The organism is Streptomyces sp. NBC_00513, assembly GCF_041431415.1.
Lineage (GTDB): Bacteria > Actinomycetota > Actinomycetes > Streptomycetales > Streptomycetaceae > Streptomyces.
Map to the genome: position 1 here is coordinate 5,762,376 of NZ_CP107845.1, position 16,606 is coordinate 5,778,981.

Genomic DNA, 16,606 nt, shown 5'->3' on the forward strand with positions numbered 1-16,606 from the left:
CCGTTCGGTTGGCCCGCCCCTTAAGGTGTGGCCATGACCACCGAGTCGGACCCCTCGTACCCGGCCCACTGGGAAGCGGACGTCGTGCTGCGCGACGGCGGCACCGCCCGGATCCGGCCCATCACCGCCGAGGACGCGGGTCGCCTGGTCAGCTTCTACGAACAGGTCTCCGACGAGTCGAAGTACTACCGGTTCTTTGCCCCGTACCCCCGCCTGTCCGACCGCGACGTCCACCGCTTCACCCACCACGACCACGTGGACCGCGTCGGCCTCGCGGCGACCATCGGCGGCGAGTTCATCGCCACGGTCCGCTTCGACCGCATCGGCCCCGACGGCCGGCCCGCCTCCGCACCCGCCGACGAGGCGGAGGTCGCCTTCCTCGTCCAGGACGCGCACCAGGGCCGCGGAGTCGCCTCCGCCCTCCTCGAACACATCGGCGCGGTGGCCCGGGAGCGCGGCATCCGCCGGTTCGCCGCCGAGGTGCTGCCCGCCAACAGCAAGATGATCAAAGTGTTCACGGACGTCGGCTACCAGCAGAAGCGCAGCTTCGAGGACGGCGCCGTCCACCTCACCCTCGACCTCGAACCCACCGCCGAGTCCCTCGCCGTGCAGCGCGCCCGCGAACAGCGCGCCGAGGCCCGCTCCGTCCAGCGGCTCCTGGCCCCCGGCTCCGTGGCGGTGATCGGAGTCAGCCGCTCCGGCGGCGGCGTGGGCGCCGCGGCGCTGCGCAACCTTCGGGACACCGGCTTCCACGGCCAGCTGTACGCGGTCAACGAGGCGGCCTCCGCCGACCTGCTCGACGGCGTACGCGCCTACCGCACCGTCGCCGACATCGGCGCCCCGGTCGACCTCGCGGTCGTCGCCGTCCCGGCGGACCGGGTCCCGGACGCGGTCCGCGCGTGCGGAGAGCACGGTGTGCAGGGGCTGGTGGTGCTGTCCGCCGGATACGGCGAGAGCGGCCCGGCCGGGTTGCAACGGCAGCGCGAGCTGGTGCGCCAGGTCCGCTCGTACGGGATGCGGCTGATCGGCCCGAACGCCTTCGGGGTCATCAACACCGCTCCGGACGTGGAGCTGAACGCCTCACTGGCCCCCACCCCGGCGTCCGCGCGCGGCCGGATCGGCCTGTTCACCCAGTCCGGCGCGATCGGCATCGCCCTGCTCTCGGGGCTGCTGCGGCGCGGCGAGGGGCTGTCCTCGTTCGTCTCGGCCGGCAACAGGGCCGACGTCTCCGGCAACGACATCCTCCAGTACTGGTACGACGACGACTCCACCGACGTGGCCCTGATGTACCTGGAGACCCTGGGCAACCCCCGCAAGTTCACCCGCCTCGCCCGCCGCACGGCCGCCGTCAAGCCCGTGGTCGTGGCCCGGGGTGGCCGGCACACCCCGGCCGGACACGTGGTCCCCGGCACCCGGCTGCCCGAATCCACCGTCTCGGAACTGCTCAGGCAGGCGGGCGTCATCCGGGTCGACACGGTCACGGAACTGGTCGACGTCGGGCTGCTGCTGGCCGGTCAGCCGCTGCCCGCCGGCCCGAGGGTGGCGATCCTCGGGAACTCCGAATCGCTGGGCGTGCTCACCTACGACGCCTGCCTGACCCGGGGGCTGCGGCCCCTGCCACCGCTGGACCTGACCACCGCCGCCACGCCCCGGGACTTCCGTACCGCCCTCGCCGACGCCCTGGCCTCGCCGGACTGCGACGCGGTCGTCGTGACGGCGATCCCCTGGGTGGGGGAGAACGCGCCGGCCGACGACCTGGCGAGCGCACTGCGCGACGCCGTCGCCGAGCACCCGGGCAAGCCGGTCGCGGTGGTGCACGTCGAGCTGGGCGCGCTGGCCGAGGCCCTCTCCACGGCCGCCGGAACCGTCGCGCCCCGCCCCGCGAACGCGATCACACCGACCACCCCGGCCCCGACCACCCCGGCCCCGACCACCCCGGCCCCGACCACCCCGGCCCCGACCACCCCGGCCCCGACCACCCCGGTCGCGGGCATCCCCGTCACGCAGACCCCGCCGCCGGGCGCCCCGCGGCAGGCCGACACCCCTTCGACGGGCCACCCCACCACTCGGCCCGGCACCGCCGGGGAGGGGCGGATCCCCGCCTACCCCGCCGCCGAGCGTGCCGTCCGCGCCGTCGCCGAAGCCGTGCGGTACGCACAGTGGCGGCGGTCCCTCGCCGACGCCGGCCAGGTGCCCGAGTACGAGGACATCGACGAGGCCGGAGCCGCCGCGCAGCTCGCCGCCCTCCTCGCCGGCCCCGCGGACTCCGCGATCACCCTCGACGAGGCGGACGCGATCACGCTCCTCGCCCGGTACGGGATCCGGGTGCTCCCCACCCTGCCCGCGCCCGACGCCGGCGCCGCCGTACGGGCCGCCCGCACGCTCGGCTACCCGGTGGCCCTGAAGACCACCGCCCCGCACCTGCGCCACCGCGCCGATCTGGGAGGCGTACGCCTGGCCCTGACGGCCGAGGCGGAGCTGCGGCGCGCCTACGACGAACTCACCGAGGCCCTCGGCAAGCCGGCCGAGCTGCTCCCGGTCGTCCAGGCGATGGTGCCCCGCGGCGTCGACACCGTCGTGCGCAGCGTCATCGATCCCGCCGCCGGCGCCGTCCTCTCCTTCGGTCTCGCCGGCGTCCCCTCCGAACTGCTCGGTGACACCGCCCACCGGCTCGTCCCGGCCACCGACCGGGACGCGGCCGCCCTGATCCGGTCCATCCGCGCCGCGCCCCTCCTCTTCGGCTGGCGCGGCAGCGACCCCGTGGACACGCCCGCCCTGGAGGAGCTGCTCCTGCGCCTGTCCCGACTGGTCCACGACCACCCCGAGGTGATCGGGGTGTCCCTGGAACCCGTCGTCGTCGCCACGGAAGGGCTCTCCGTGCTGAGCGCCACCGTCCGCGTGGCCCGCCCGCCCGTCCGCACCGACCTCGGACCGCGCACCCTCCCCAGCTACTAGGACCGGTCCGGCGCGGTCCGGCTGCCCCGGACGGGCCTTAGGATGGACCTCATGGCGAAATCCGGTACGACGACCCAGGGGCTGCGCGCGGCGATCGAGCGCAGCGGCTACTACCCGACCCTCGTGGCCGAGGCCGTGGAGGCCGCGGTGGGCGGCGAGCCGATCTCGTCGTACCTGGTCCACCAGGAGACGACCTTCGACTCCAACGAGGTGCGCCGGCACGTCACGGTCCTGGTCCTCACCGGCAACCGCTTCATCGTGAGCCACACCGACGAGCAGGCCGCCGACGCCGGGTCGCCGTCCCCGTACGCGACGACGTCCACCGAGTCGGTCAAGCTCGGCAGCATCTCCTCTGTGGTGCTCAGCCGCGTCGTCGCCAACCCCGAGTCGTACACCGCCGGCACCCTGCCGCGCGAGGTCGTGCTGACCATCGGCTGGGGTGCGGTCTCGCGCATCGACCTGGAGCCCGCCGCCTGCGGCGACCCGAACTGCGACTCCGACCACGGCTACACCGGCAACTCCACCGCCGACGACCTCAGCCTGCGGGTCAGCGAGGCCGGCGACGGCCCGGAGACGGTCCGCCAGACCCTGGTCTTCGCCCAGGCCCTGTCCGAGGCCACCGCGGCCTCGCCCGCCGCCGGCCGCTGATGTTCTCCTCTGTACCCGCGCACTGGGACGAGCCCGAGCCGCTGGACCTCGCCGGCGCCCCCGTCCCGCACTACGGCACCGGCTCGCTCGCCGACCTGCTGCCGACCCTGGCGGCCGGACAGGGCGTTCCCGGCCTCGCCGCCGGGATCGCCGAACTGACCCCGGCCGACCGGAACTGCGTCTTCCTGGTCGACGGCATGGGCTGGGAGCAGATCAAGGCCCACCCGCAGGAGGCCCCGTACCTGGCCTCTCTGCTCGCCGGTTCGCGCGGCGGCACCGGCCGCCCGATCACCTCGGGCTTCCCGGCGACCACCGCCACCTCGCTGGCCTCCGTCGGCACGGGACTGCCGCCCGCCCGACACGGCCTGCCCGGCTACGCCGTGCGCAACCCGGCCTCCGGCGAACTGATGAACCAGCTCCGCTGGCAGCCGTGGACCCAGCCGAAGGTCTGGCAGCCGTACCCCACCGTCTTCCAGCTCGCGGACGCCGCCGGCGTGCACACCGCGCAGGTGTCCGCGCCGGGCTTCCAGACCACCCCGCTCACCAAGATCGCGCTGAGCGGCGGCACCTTCCACGGCCGGATGACCGGCGAGGAGCGGATGGATCTCGCGGCCATCCAACTCGCCGCCGGCGAACGCTCGCTCGTGTACACGTACTACAGCGAACTCGACGGAGCCGGCCACCGCCACGGCGTCGACTCCGACGTGTGGCGCGGTCAACTCATGTACGTCGACCGGCTGGTGCAGCGCCTGGCGGAGCAACTGCCGCCCCGTGCCGCCCTGTACGTGACCGCCGACCACGGCATGGTGGACGTGCCCTTCGACGAGGATTCGCGGATCGACTTCGACGAGGACTGGGAACTGGGCGCGGGTGTGGCCCTGCTGGGCGGCGAGGGACGGGCCCGACACGTCTACGCGGTGCCGGGAGCCGAGGCCGACGTACTCACCGTGTGGCGCGAGGTGCTCGGGGACCGCTTCTGGATCGCGAGCCGCGAAGAGGCCCTGGAACTCGGCTGGTTCGGCGCCCCGGGGGAGTGCGACGAGCGCGTGCTGGGCCGGATCGGCGACGTCGTCGCCGCCGCCCACGCCGACGTCGCGATCACCGCGTCCCGCAAGGAGCCCAACGAGTCGGCGCTCGTCGGCATGCACGGCTCCATGACCGCGGCCGAGCAACTGGTGCCGCTCCTCGAAGTCCGCACCTGACCCCCACGCGCCACCCGACCGTCCCCGCCCACCCGTGTGCCCCGAACCGAAAGGTCCCGTACTTCCCATGCCCGAGCTGGTGTTCTTCTCCGGAACGATGGACTGCGGAAAGAGCACACTGGCGCTCCAGATCGCGCACAACCGCGACGCGCGGGGGCTTCAGGGCGTCATCTTCACCCGTGACGACCGCGCGGGCGAGGGCAAGCTGTCGTCCCGGCTCGGCCTGGTGATGGAGGCGATCGAGGCGCCGGAGGGCATGGACCTCTATGCGTACCTGGTGGCCCAGCTCTCGAAGGGCGGCAAGGCGGACTACGTGATCGTGGACGAGGCGCAGTTCCTGGCCCCGGTCCAGATCGATCAGCTGGCCCGCATCGTGGACGACCTCGGCTTGGACGTCTTCGCCTTCGGCATCACGACGGACTTCCGCACGAAGCTCTTCCCGGGCTCGCAGCGTCTGATCGAACTGGCGGACCGACTGGAGCAGCTCCAGGTCGAGGCCCTGTGCTGGTGCGGCGCCCGCGCTACGCACAACGCCCGCACGGTGGACGGCGAGATGGTCGTCGAGGGTGCCCAGGTGGTCGTCGGCGACGTGAACCGCCCGGCCGGGGAGATCGGCTACGAGGTCCTCTGCCGCCGCCACCACCTGCGCCGCATGACCAGCGCCGCAGCCCACGCGGGCGCCCTCTCCCCGGACGTCCTCCCGGTCAACCACGCCTGACAGGGCGCGCCCAGTGGGCCTGAGGGAACCGGTGGGGTTCCCGATAGCGTGCTCCTCCAGGACGCTGACCGGCGCTGGAGGGGACGTAGCCCATGGAACTGACCTCAGAGATCGCGGCGATACGGGACGGATCGGGTGATCCGGCACGCCTGGTGGGGGAGTTCCGGCGGGCTGTCCTGCTGGTGCCGCTCGCGGACGGGCCGGAGGGCGGTCTGATGTCGGCGGTGTCGGGCGGCATCCGGTGGATCTACGCGTTCACGGACGAGGAGGCGCTGGCCCGGTTCGCGGCGGCGCGCGGTGAGGCGGAGGCCGGCCGGGAGTGGGAGTTCCTCTCGGTGCTGGGTGCGCGTCTGGTCGATGCGGTGGTTCCGGCGGCGGGCGGTCCGGCGGGTGTGGTGCTGAACGTGGCGGACGTGGACGGGTCGATGTTCTTCCCGCCGGTCGCGGGGATCGTGCCCGATGCCAGTGCGGTGGACCTGGCGGCCGGGGCGGTGGCCTGATGGCGGGTGACGGGGACCTGGAGGTCTCGCCGACGGCGGTCAAGAACATCCAGGACGGTCTGCGGGCGGCGATCGGGGAGTTGCGGGAGTCGGGGGACGCGGCCGGTGCTTCGCAGGGTGCGGGGTTCGAGAATCTGTCGATGACGGGGATGGAGGCCGGGCACGCGGGTCTGGCGACGGACTTCGAGGATTTCTGCGAGCGCTGGGAGTGGGGTGTGCGGAGTCTGGTGCAGAACGCGAGCACCCTCGCGCAGTCGTTGGGGATCGCGGCGGGGACGGTGTGGGAGGAGGAGCAGTACCTCCAGGGCTCGTTCAAGGTCGTGGCGAACGCCGCGTACGGCAATCCGCACGCCTCCGAGGACGAGATCGAGCAGAAGTCCTGGGGCGACATCTTCTCCGCGGATGCCTACAAGCCCGATTACAGCCCGGAGTCCTTCCAGAAGAGTGCTGAGGACATCGAGAAGACCTGGTCGGACACCGGGGACCAGCTCACCTCCACCGGGAAGATCGGTTCGCTGAAGGACCTGTTGGAGCAGGCGGAGCGTGACGGGGGCGGTCGCTGATGGGCTGGCGGGATTTCGTGCCGGACGTCATCGAGGATGGTGTTGAGAAGGGCGCGGAGAAGGTCGGCGACGCGGTCGAGTGGGCCGGTGACAAGACGGCCGATCTTGCCGAGGACGTCGGTCTGGACGACGCGGGTGACTGGATCCGTGACAAGAGCCGCTCGGCCGCCAACCAGCTCGGTGCGGACGTGGCGGAGCTGGAGCTGGGCCAGACCGAGGACCCGAGCAAGCTGGTTTACGGCAGTGTCTCGAAGATCCGGGCGCAGGTTTCGCACCTGAACGACTTCAAGGCCTCCTTCGACAAGGTCGGCAACGGTCTGAAGGGGATGGGGGAGCCGGACGGGCTCAAGGGCAAGGCGGCGGACGCCTTCCGCGAGTCGGTGGCGAAGGAGCCGCCGCGCTGGTTCAAGGCGGCGGAGGCCTTCGGGAAGGCCTCCGAGGCGATGGGTCGTTTCGCGGAGACGGTGGAGTGGGCGCAGGGCCAGGCGAAGGAGGCGTTGGAGGAGTACAACAACGCGAAGAAGGTTTCCACCGACGCCCGCAACGCCCACAACAAGCTGGTCAAGACTTACAACGACGCGTTGAAGGCGAAGAAGGACACGCTGCCGCCGCGCCCGTCCGAGGACTTCACCGATCCGGGCGTCGCGCTGGCAACGGCCGCGCAGGACAAGCTCGAGACGGCCCGCAAGCAGCGCAACGACGTCGCGGAGACCGTGCGTACCGCGGTGCGGGCGGCGCGGGACGCGGCTCCGCCTAAGCCCTCGTACGCCAAGCAGCTCGGCGACGGGATGGATTACCTGGACCTTGCCCAGACGCACCTGGCGGGTGGTGTCATCAAGGGCACGGCCGGGATCGTGAACTTCGCGCGGGCGCTGAACCCGACGGATCCGTACAACCTGACGCATCCGGCCGAGTACCTGACGAACCTGAACTCGACGGCCGCGGGCCTGGTCACGATGGCCAACGACCCGCTGGGTGCGGGCAAGCAGATGCTTGATGAGTTCATGAAGGATCCTTCCGAGGGCATCGGGAAGATGATTCCGGAACTCGTCGGATCCAAGGGGCTCGGGGCGCTGAAGAAGGTCGGCTCGGCCGCCAAGCACGCCGACGACCTCAAGGGCCCCGGCCGCACCGGCCTCGACAAGGACGGCCCCCATGTGAGGGAAACGCCCGATGCGGCGAAGCGGTACGACAACACCGACCCGATCGACCTGGCCACCGGCCGGATGTTCCTCCCGCAGACCGACATCGTGCTGCCCGGAACGCTGCCGCTGGCCTTCGTCCGGCGCGCGGAATCGGGGTACACCGCCGGGCGCTGGTTCGGGCCGACCTGGGCGTCGAGCATCGACCAGCACCTGGAGGTCGACCCCGAGGGCGTCGTCCTGGTCACCGAGGACGGCCTGATCGTCGCCTACCCGCATGCCGCCCCGGGCGTCCCGGTCCTGCCGGTATCCGCCTCCGCGCCCCGCCACCCCCTCGAACGCACTCCGGACGGCGACTGGACACTCACCGACCCAGCCGCCGGCCAGGTCCGCCGCTTCACCCCGCCCGCCGGGGACCCGGACGGCGACGGCATCGCGCCGATCGCCCAGTTGGAGGACCGCAACGACAACCTCATCACCTTCGAGTTCGACGCTCACGGCACCCCGCTCGGCATGGCCCACTCCGGCGGATACCGCCTTCGCTTCGACACCGCCGACGGCCGCATCACCGCCCTCCACCTCGACGGCGGCCCGCGCATCCTCGCCTACGGCTACACAGCCGGAGATCTCACGGAGGTCGTCAACTCCTCCGGCCTGCCGCTCCGCTTCACCTATGACGACCGCGGCCGCATCACGTCCTGGACCGACACGAACAACCGCTCCTATGCCTACACCTACGACGAGCAGAACCGTTGCGTCGCGGAGGGCGGCGGCGAGGGACACATGGTGCTGCGCCTGGCCTACGACGCCCTGGACGAGGCGACGGGCCACCGCGTGACCGAGACCGTCACGGGTGAAGGGCACACTCGCCGCTACCTCGTTGACGACACGTACAAGATCGTGGCCGACACCGATCCCCTCGGCAACACCACGCGCTACGTGCGCGACGGCCGCAGCCGTCTGCTCGCACAGACGGATCCGCTCGGCCGCACCACCTCCCATCGCCACGACGACGACGGCAACCTCGTCTCCGTGACACGCGCCGACGGGCGTGAGAGCACGGCCCGCCACAACGAGTTCGGCCAACCTGTCCAGGTCAAAAGGGTCGACGGTCATGTGGTCCGGTACGCCTACGACGAGCGGGGCAACCGAACATCGGCCACCGACTCCCTCGGCAGGGTCACCCGCTTCACCTACGACGAGGCGGGCGGCCTCACCTCGGTCACCGACCCCCAGGGCGGCACGACCGCCATTCGCTGCGACCGGGTCGGTCTCCCCGCCGAAGTCACCGATCCGCTCGGTTCCACCACCCGCTTCGAGCGGGACGCCTTCGGCCGCCCCACCGCCGTCACCGACCCGACAGGCGCCACCACGCACCTGGAGTGGACGGTCGAGGGCCGGCCGGCCCTCCGCGTCCACGCGGACGGAGCCGTCGAGAGCTGGACCTGGGACGGTGAGGGCAACTGCACCAGCCACACCGACCGGCTCGGCGGGGTCACCCGGTTCGAGTACACCGAATTCGACGTCCTCACTGCCCGCACGGGCCCTGACGGCGTCCGCTACGCCTTCGGGCACGACGCCGAACTGCGCCTTACCGAGGTGACCAGCCCCGAGGGCCTGACCTGGAACTACGCGTACGACCCCGCGGGACGTCTGACGTCAGAGACCGACTTCGACGGTCGCACGATCACCTACGTACACGGGCCCACCGGCAGCCTCGTCTCCCGCACGAACGCACTGGGCCAGACCACCGCATTCGAGCGCAACGCACTCGACCAGATCGTTCGCAAGGATGCCGACGGCAACGTCACCACCTACGCCTACGACCTCACCGACCAGCTCGCCCACTCCCAAGGCCCCGACGGAACGACCGTCACCCTGCTGCGGGACCACGAGGGTCGCGTGCAGTCGGAGACCGTCGACGGACGCGCCCTCACCTACACCTACGACGAGCTGGGCCGCCGGACCGGCCGCACCACGCCGACCGGTGTGACGGCCACGTGGAGCTACGACGGCGCGGGCCGCCGCACAACCATGACGGCCTCCGGCCGCTCTCTCGGTTTCGCGTACGACGCCGCGGGCCGTGAGGTGACGCGCCGCGTCGGCGACGACGTCGTCCTGAGCCACGTCTTCGATCCTGTGGGGCGCCTCACAGACCAGACGGTCATCGGCTCGGGCGGGGCCCGGGTGCGGCACCGCAGCTACACCTACCGGGCGGACGGCCACCTCACCGCGGTCGATGACGCCGGCAGCGGCCGGCAGGAGTACGAGCTAGATCCTGTCGGTCGGGTCACCGCGGTCCGGGCAGCCGATTGGACCGAGAGCTACGCCTACGACCAGGCCGGGAACCAGACCTTCGCGTCGTGGCAGACGGGCCACGCCAGCCATGTGGCCAACGGCGTGCGCGCCTACGAGAAGAACCGTATCGTCCGCGCGGGAGCCGTGCGCTATGAGCACGACGGGCTCGGCCGAGTCACCGTGCGGCGCAAGACGCGTCCGTCCCGCAAGCCGGACATCTGGCGCTACGAGTGGGACGTCGAGGACCGCCTCCTCTCCGCCACCACTCCGGACGGCACTGTGTGGCGCTACCGCTACGACCCCCTCGGCCGCCGCACGGCGAAGCTTCGCCTGGCCGAGGACGGCCGGACCGTTACCGAGCGGATCGACTTCACCTGGGACGGGAACACCCTGTGCGAGCAGACCAGTAGCTCGAACGATCTACCTCACTTGGTCGCCATCACCTGGGACCACCAGGGCATTCGGCCGATAGCCCAGACGGAACGCATTCTCGACGCCTCCCGGGAAGAAATCGACTCCCGGTTCTTCGCGATCGTCACCGACCTGGTGGGCACCCCCACCGAGCTCATCGACGAGTCCGGCAACGTGGCGTGGCACGAACGTTCCACGCTGTGGGGCATCACCACGTGGGCTGCGAAAAGCACTGCCTATACGCCTCTCCGCTTTCCGGGTCAGTACGCCGACCCGGAGACCGGCCTCCATTACAACTACTTCCGCCACTACGACCCCGAGAACGCCCGCTACCTCACCCCGGACCCCCTCGGCCTCACCCCGGCGCCGAACCCCTCCACCTACGTGACGAATCCGCACGCGTGGACGGACTACCTGGGCCTGGCACCGGACTACTTTCCGATCTACCGCACACCGAAGGGGGCCCACGCGCAGTACGAGCTCGACCACGGGCCGAACCCGGCCAACCATCAGCCCGGGGTGGACATCGGCGGCGGTATCATCTCGGACGGCAAGATCTACTTCGGCGAACGGGCGGTGGCTGCGGAGTACGCCGGACCGACGGGAGCGAACTTCGCGAAGGGAATGGTGAAGTACGAAATGCACCCGTCATTCCTCGAGGAGTTCGCCGACCACGCGAAGATCCACGACAGGAACGGGCCGAACGGCGCGCCGCGGATCGAGTTCGAGATCCCGGTGGACAAGCTCGACCGGTTCAACGAGCTCACCCAGAACCGCAGCTGGGTCAAAATCTTTGGAGGGCCCAATTGAGGTTCCGTGACCATCAAGAACTCGACGTCACGGTCGTCGCGGTCGCTCCCGTGGGCGCGAAGGTGGAAGTGGATGGATCCGCCGGCCTCTTCGGATTCATCGACCAGGTGAAGCACCCGTCTTGGCGGGACGAGAACGTGGCGCCACCGCAGGCCGGCGACAAGCTCCACGTCTGCGTGCTGGACGCCACCCGCGAGCCGTTTCCCCGTCTCAGCGCACTCCAGAACGACATCGACATCGCCCGGCGGCTGAGAGGCGACGCCTGAAACGGCAGCGGTGCCACGTCGCCCCACGGGTTGCCGTGTGCACACGACGCGGGTGGGCGGCAGTGCCTGACGTTGGTGACCCTCTCGCGGATCGCCAGGCCTGACTGCCTCGGTCGCGCTGAAACCTGGCGTGAGGTGGTGGATGGTCCCGTAAGAGCACACTGGCGCTCCAGATCGGGCACAACCGCTCCGCCCGGGGGCTCCAAGGCGTGATCTTCAGGCGTGACGACCGGGCGGGCGAGGGCAAGTTGTCCTCGCGGCTGGGTCTGGTCACGGAGGCGGTCGAGGCCGGCGAGGGCATGGACCTCTACGCGTACCTGGTGGCCCAGTTGTCCCAGGGGGCCGGGCGGACTACGTGATCGTGGACGAGGCCCAGTTCCTGGAGCCCGACCAGATCGACCAGCCGGCCCGGATCGTGGACGACCTCGGCATGGACGTCTTCGCCTTCGGCATCACCACCGACTTCCGCACCAAGCTCTTCCCCGGCTCGCAGCGCCTCATCGAGCCGGCCGACCGGATCGAGCAGCTCCAGGTCGAGGCCCTGTGCTGGTGCGGCGCCCGCGCCACCCACAACGCCCGCACGGTGGGGGGCGTCATGGTCGTGGAGGGCGAGCAGGTCGTGGTCGGCGACGTGAACCGCCCGGCCGAGGAGATCGGCTACGAGGTCCTCTGCCGCCACCACCGCCGCCACATGACCTCCGCCGGGGCCCACGCCGGCGCCCTCTCCCCGGACGTCCTCCCGGTCAACCACGCCTGAGCGGCGCGTCGCGAACGCCGGCGCGACGAGGGTCAGTTCCGGGAGTGCACCAGGGTGAAGATCGCCCCCTCCGGGTCCGCGACGGTGGCCAGCCGGCCGTTGAAGCCCTCGCGGGGCGGTTGGACGACGTGCCCGCCGAGGTCGATCACCCGGGCCGCGGCCGCGTCGGTGTCCTCGACCTCGAAGTACGTCATCCAGTGCGGCCCGCGATCGTGCGGCAGCGAGCGGCCCACCCCGTGCACGGCGGCGACCGGGCGTCCGTCCAGGCGCAGGGTCAGGTAGTCGAAGTCGTCGGTCGCGTCGGGGTGTTGGCGGGCCTCGTGGCCGAAGACGTGCTCGTAGAACTTGCCGACCGTCGTGGTGTCCTGCGTGACCAACTCGTTCCAGACCGGGGTGCCGGGGGAACCGTGCAGCGCGGTGCCGAGGTGGCTGCCCGCTTGCCAGATGCCGAAGATGGCGCCGAGCGGGTCGGAGCAGATCGCCACCCGGCCCGCGACGCCGGCGTCCAGCGGGCCCACCGCGACCGTGCCTCCGCAGGCGCGGATCGCCTCGGCCGTGGCGTCGGCGTCGTCCGTGGCGAGGTACGTGGTCCAGGCGACCGGGAGGTCCCGGTCCGGGGGCATCTCGCCGACGCCGGCCACCTCTCGGCCGTCGAGCACCGCTCTGACATAGGGGCCCAACTGCTCCGGGCCCGGTTGGTAGTCCCAGCCGAAGAGGTCGGCGTAGAACTCCTCGGTGGGGCCGAGGCCGTGCACCATCAGGCTCACCCAGCACGGTGTACCGGGCTCACGCCTGGTTGCCTTCGCTGCCTCGGTCATGTCAGCCGTCTCCTCAGTCGTGGGCCTGTCCTCGAAGTGATGCTTCCACTCCGAGGGGTTCGGCGCGCCTCGACCGGGCCGCGTTTCCCGGGAGCGGAGGAGAGATGACCGAATCAATGCGGCCCGTCGCGGCGCGTTGATGTCCGGCTTGTTACGGGGGGTGCCGGGGTGGGGAGGAAGATGTGCCCCATGACTGCGATCCTTTCGGCTTCCGAACTGATGAGCGAAATGACCGGAAGTACCCCACCGGTGCTCCTGGACGTCCGCTGGCAACTGGGCGGCCCCGACCAGCGGCCCGCGTACGAGGCACGGCACCTGCCGGGTGCCGTGTACGTGGACCTGGACCACGAACTGGCAGGTCCCGTGAGCGCGACGGGACTTGGCGGGCGCCATCCGCTGCCGGACCCCGAGGCGTTCGGCGCGGTGATGCGCCGGGCCGGGGTCCGCGCCGGCGTGCCGGTGGTCGCGTACGACGGCGGGCAGGGATGGGCCGCCGCCCGGGCGTGGTGGCTGCTGCGCTGGACGGGGCACACGGACGTTCGGGTCCTGGACGGGGGTCTGAAGGCCTGGACGGCGGCCGGGGGCGCGGTGACGACCGACACACCCACCCCCGCCAAGGGTGATTTCAAGCCAAACCCGGGCGCGCTGGAGGTCCTCGACGCGGACGGGGCGGCCGCGCTGGCCCGTTCGGGTGTCCTCCTGGACGCCAGGGCGGGGGAGCGGTACCGGGGCGAGGTCGAGCCGATCGACCGGGTCGGCGGCCACGTACCGGGGGCGGTGTCCGCTCCGACCTCGGAGAACGTGGACGCGGGCGGACGCTTCCTGCCGGCGGCGTCCCTGCGCGCACGGTTCGAGGCGCTCGGCGCCGCGGGCCAGGCCCCGGTCGCGGTCTACTGCGGCTCGGGGGTCTCCGGCGCGCACGAGGTGCTGGCCCTGGACGTCGCGGGCATCCCGTCCGCGCTGTACGCGGGCAGCTGGTCGGACTGGTCCTCGGACCCGGCCCGCCCGGTCGCCACGGGCCCGACGCCGTAGAGCGGGCACACCGAAGGTCGGGAGCGCCGCGCATGCCGCGCCCCCGACCCTCTCATACGGGTGTTCCCGCTATTCCTGCTTTTTGCGCCGGGTGCCGAAGACGATCTCGTCCCAGCTCGGCACCGCGGCGCGCCGGCCCGGGCGGACGCCGTCCGCCTCGGCCTGCCGGTCGGTGGTGCCGGTCAACCGGTCGCGGTGGCCCGCCACGGTGCGCGGCATCAGGACGTCGGCGTACGCGCTGCCGGCTCCCGCGGAGGCGGCCGGAGCCTCCTCGGCCTCCGGCTCCTCGGCCGGCAGGTCGACGCGTTCCGGAACCACCATGTCGCCGCGGAAGCTGGGCACGGCTTCCAGCAGGCTGGTCAAGGTGTCCCGCTCCTCCTCCGGTTCCGGCGGCGGGGCGGGGCGTTCCATCTGGCGGTCGAGTGCGCGGTCGAGCGGCCGGTCGCGGGGCAGCCGCGCGATCCTCGGCACGAACGGGAAGCTCGGCTCGGGTGTCGCGGGCAGGTCGTCCGATTCGCCGATCAGGGAGCGGGCCTCGTCGTCCACGGCCACGACGAGTCGGCGGGGCGGGTCGTACGTCCAGCTCGCCGAGTGCGGTTCGCCCGCGACCCGGTAGACCAGCAGGACCTCCCAGGTGCCGTCGTCGCGGCGCCAGGAGTCCCATTGCACGGACTCCTTGTCGGCCCCGCGCAGCGTCAGCCGTTCCTGGACGGCCTCGCCGAGCTGGGGACCGGTGTTCTCGCCGGGGCGGCGCACGGGAGTCTTGCGGGCGCGTTCCGCCATGAACGCGCGCTCCGCGAGCACGGGGCCCTCGAACCGGCGCACCCGGTCGACGGGGATGCCCGCGAGTTGAGCGACCTCCTCCGCGGAGGCGCCGGCTCGTATGCGGGCCTGGATGTCGCGAGGGCGGAGATGGCTCTCCACCTCGATCTCGATCTGGTTCAGGCGCGCACGGTCGTTGCGTACGGCGGCCCGGAGACGCTCGTCGATCGGAAGCGTGTACTCCGTGCTGTCCGCAGCCTTGAGCACCAGTCGTGTGCCGTCATTGGAGACGGCCACGACACGCAGTTCGGGCATGGGGACCTCCCGGGTGGTGCCTGCCGACGTCACGTGCGTCGCTGCTTCCGCTAGTCGAGTGTGGCCTGCCCGGGTGCAGCCTGCCACAACCTTGCCGAGTTAAACCGGCGTGTCGGGCATGCGCCCTTGATCGCCGTTATGGCACGGTTACCTGTTGGGTACGCACAGTGACCGAACGATTACTGTGCGCAGCAGGAACCCGTGCAACACCGCGGCATCGCCGGTCTCGAGTGCCGTTTCTCCATTGTCCGGCCCCCTCTCCCGAGTCCGGACATCCGAAAGGAAGGACGGCCCCAGGGCTCGCCACAGTACTCCATTCGGGCCACGCAGGTGGACCGCCGCGCCGCCGAACTTGTCTCGGGCGGCGGGAGTTGAGCTGCCCTGAATGCGGTCGGTATCCGGCCGGACCTGCGCCCCGGTCGGTTTGAGGGTGTCTTGCTTCACAGAATCCCCCGAAATGGAACTTTCCGTTTCGCTCAGGTGTCAGTAACTGCTGGAAGAGGAGAAGCGCGAGAGGCAGGGCACGCAGGGGATGGCGATGGGTCAGAAGACGACGCGGGACACGGTGGACGCGGAACCGGAGAAGAAGAAGCTCGATCTGAGCGTGGCGCAGATCGCGGGCACCTCCACCGCCACCGTCGCGGCTGCCCTGCTCGCCTCACAGATGGGGGTCTACGGCACGATCCTCGGAGCCGGCGTGGTGAGCGTGGTCGCCACCGCGGGAGGGCCCGTCGTCCAGCACCTGTTCCGACGAACCGGCGACCAGCTGCGCGAGACCGCCCGCCCCAAGGCCCGTCAGGTGCCCGTGGTGCACAAGGACCAGGCGGCGGACGGCTCGCTGCTGCCGGGTGCGGCCCTGCCCTCCGAGGAGTTCGGCGACGCGACCGTGCACGGCACCCGGGTACGGGGCTGGAAGCGAACAGCCGTCGCCTCCGGAGCCGCCTTCGCCATCGCGCTCGGCGGACTCGGCACCTACGAGGCGATCGCCGGCACCTCCGTCAGCCAGGGTGGCGGCACCATCCTGTCCGGGGGCACCCGCAAGGCCGCCGACCACAAGCCGAGCGCGCCGCGGGAGGATCCCGGTCGGGGCACCGACGACGGCGACGGCGGCAAGGGCGGGCGGGACGGCAAGGGCGGCGAGAGCCCGGGGTCCGGGAAGGACTCCCCGGACCCCTCGACCTCCCCGGGCGGCGAAAGCCCCGGACCGGACCCCACGCCCTCACGTTCCGGGGAGTCGAGCCCGGACCCGACGCCGCCGAAGCCCGACCCGACCCCGACGCCCACTCCGACCCCGACCCCGACTCCGGGGAAGTCGACCGGTGGTTCGGGGTCCGGTTCCGGATCGGGCTCCGGTTCCGACGGGACGGGCACCGGTACCGGACCCGCGCCGAGCCCCTCCTGAACCGGGG

12 protein-coding genes and 1 pseudogene are annotated in these 16,606 nt (G+C 71.6%); 11 read left to right on the plus strand and 2 right to left on the minus strand.

The genetic code is table 11. The features are described 5' to 3' along the window. The first annotated feature begins 33 nt into the window (after window positions 1-33). From OHA84_RS26580 to OHA84_RS26620, 9 genes and pseudogenes are all read left to right on the plus strand, one after another. A complete protein-coding gene (locus OHA84_RS26580) occupies window positions 34-2,955 on the plus strand; it encodes a bifunctional GNAT family N-acetyltransferase/acetate--CoA ligase family protein (RefSeq protein WP_266969471.1) in 2,922 nt (973 codons plus the stop codon). A gap of 51 nt (window positions 2,956-3,006) precedes the next feature. After that, window positions 3,007-3,603 (plus strand): DUF5998 family protein, encoded by a 597-nt coding sequence (locus OHA84_RS26585; protein WP_053676318.1) that lies wholly within the window; start codon window positions 3,007-3,009, stop codon window positions 3,601-3,603. After that, window positions 3,603-4,805, plus strand: coding sequence for an alkaline phosphatase family protein (locus OHA84_RS26590; RefSeq protein ID WP_266969469.1), 1,203 nt, complete (start codon window positions 3,603-3,605; stop codon window positions 4,803-4,805). Before OHA84_RS26585 ends, OHA84_RS26590 begins: the two co-directional genes overlap by 1 nt. A gap of 67 nt (window positions 4,806-4,872) precedes the next feature. Next, the gene (locus OHA84_RS26595) at window positions 4,873-5,523 is read left to right on the plus strand and encodes a thymidine kinase (protein ID WP_053676280.1); all 651 of its coding nucleotides are present in this window, start codon (window positions 4,873-4,875) and stop codon (window positions 5,521-5,523) included. A 92-nt stretch (window positions 5,524-5,615) separates the two neighbouring features. Beyond that, on the plus strand, window positions 5,616-6,023 hold the full coding sequence (locus tag OHA84_RS26600) for an SseB family protein (RefSeq protein WP_266969467.1): 408 nt from the start codon (window positions 5,616-5,618) through the stop codon (window positions 6,021-6,023). Then, complete coding sequence (locus OHA84_RS26605; RefSeq protein ID WP_266969465.1) at window positions 6,023-6,586, plus strand: hypothetical protein; 564 nt, start codon at window positions 6,023-6,025, stop codon at window positions 6,584-6,586. The genes OHA84_RS26600 and OHA84_RS26605 overlap by 1 nt, the downstream gene beginning before the upstream one ends. Continuing rightward, window positions 6,586-11,247 (plus strand): putative T7SS-secreted protein, encoded by a 4,662-nt coding sequence (locus OHA84_RS26610; protein ID WP_266969463.1) that lies wholly within the window; start codon window positions 6,586-6,588, stop codon window positions 11,245-11,247. The genes OHA84_RS26605 and OHA84_RS26610 overlap by 1 nt, the downstream gene beginning before the upstream one ends. Further along, window positions 11,244-11,513 (plus strand): hypothetical protein, encoded by a 270-nt coding sequence (locus OHA84_RS26615; RefSeq protein WP_053676276.1) that lies wholly within the window; start codon window positions 11,244-11,246, stop codon window positions 11,511-11,513. Before OHA84_RS26610 ends, OHA84_RS26615 begins: the two co-directional genes overlap by 4 nt. A 161-nt stretch (window positions 11,514-11,674) precedes the next feature. Continuing rightward, window positions 11,675-12,270 (plus strand): annotated as a pseudogene (locus OHA84_RS26620) (thymidine kinase). Window positions 12,271-12,302: 32 nt separating this feature from the next. Here OHA84_RS26620 and OHA84_RS26625 read toward each other — a convergent pair. Next, window positions 12,303-13,088, minus strand: coding sequence for a VOC family protein (locus OHA84_RS26625; RefSeq protein WP_078998502.1), 786 nt, complete (start codon window positions 13,086-13,088; stop codon window positions 12,303-12,305). Between the two features lie 189 nt (window positions 13,089-13,277). Between OHA84_RS26625 and OHA84_RS26630 the strand changes: the two genes are divergently transcribed. Continuing rightward, on the plus strand, window positions 13,278-14,120 hold the full coding sequence (locus OHA84_RS26630) for a sulfurtransferase (RefSeq protein WP_266969461.1): 843 nt from the start codon (window positions 13,278-13,280) through the stop codon (window positions 14,118-14,120). Between the two features lie 69 nt (window positions 14,121-14,189). Here OHA84_RS26630 and sepH read toward each other — a convergent pair whose 3' ends face one another. Then, on the minus strand, window positions 14,190-15,197 hold the full coding sequence (gene sepH / locus OHA84_RS26635) for a septation protein SepH (RefSeq protein ID WP_053676274.1): 1,008 nt from the start codon (window positions 15,195-15,197) through the stop codon (window positions 14,190-14,192). A 538-nt stretch (window positions 15,198-15,735) separates the two neighbouring features. Between sepH and OHA84_RS26640 the strand changes: the two genes are divergently transcribed. Continuing rightward, on the plus strand, window positions 15,736-16,599 hold the full coding sequence (locus OHA84_RS26640; protein ID WP_266969459.1) for a hypothetical protein: 864 nt from the start codon (window positions 15,736-15,738) through the stop codon (window positions 16,597-16,599). Window positions 16,600-16,606 lie beyond the last annotated feature (7 nt).

Coding starts and splice junctions, on each gene's coding strand:
- OHA84_RS26625 (WP_078998502.1), bottom strand. CDS start 13,088: ATGACCGAGGCAGCGAAGGCAACCAGGCGTGAGCCCGGTACACCGTGC.
- OHA84_RS26580 (WP_266969471.1), top strand. CDS start 34: ATGACCACCGAGTCGGACCCCTCGTACCCGGCCCACTGGGAAGCGGAC.
- OHA84_RS26640 (WP_266969459.1), top strand. CDS start 15,736: ATGGGTCAGAAGACGACGCGGGACACGGTGGACGCGGAACCGGAGAAG.
- OHA84_RS26610 (WP_266969463.1), top strand. CDS start 6,586: ATGGGCTGGCGGGATTTCGTGCCGGACGTCATCGAGGATGGTGTTGAG.
- OHA84_RS26585 (WP_053676318.1), top strand. CDS start 3,007: ATGGCGAAATCCGGTACGACGACCCAGGGGCTGCGCGCGGCGATCGAG.
- OHA84_RS26590 (WP_266969469.1), top strand. CDS start 3,603: ATGTTCTCCTCTGTACCCGCGCACTGGGACGAGCCCGAGCCGCTGGAC.
- OHA84_RS26605 (WP_266969465.1), top strand. CDS start 6,023: ATGGCGGGTGACGGGGACCTGGAGGTCTCGCCGACGGCGGTCAAGAAC.
- OHA84_RS26595 (WP_053676280.1), top strand. CDS start 4,873: ATGCCCGAGCTGGTGTTCTTCTCCGGAACGATGGACTGCGGAAAGAGC.
- OHA84_RS26630 (WP_266969461.1), top strand. CDS start 13,278: ATGACTGCGATCCTTTCGGCTTCCGAACTGATGAGCGAAATGACCGGA.
- sepH (WP_053676274.1), bottom strand. CDS start 15,197: ATGCCCGAACTGCGTGTCGTGGCCGTCTCCAATGACGGCACACGACTG.
- OHA84_RS26600 (WP_266969467.1), top strand. CDS start 5,616: ATGGAACTGACCTCAGAGATCGCGGCGATACGGGACGGATCGGGTGAT.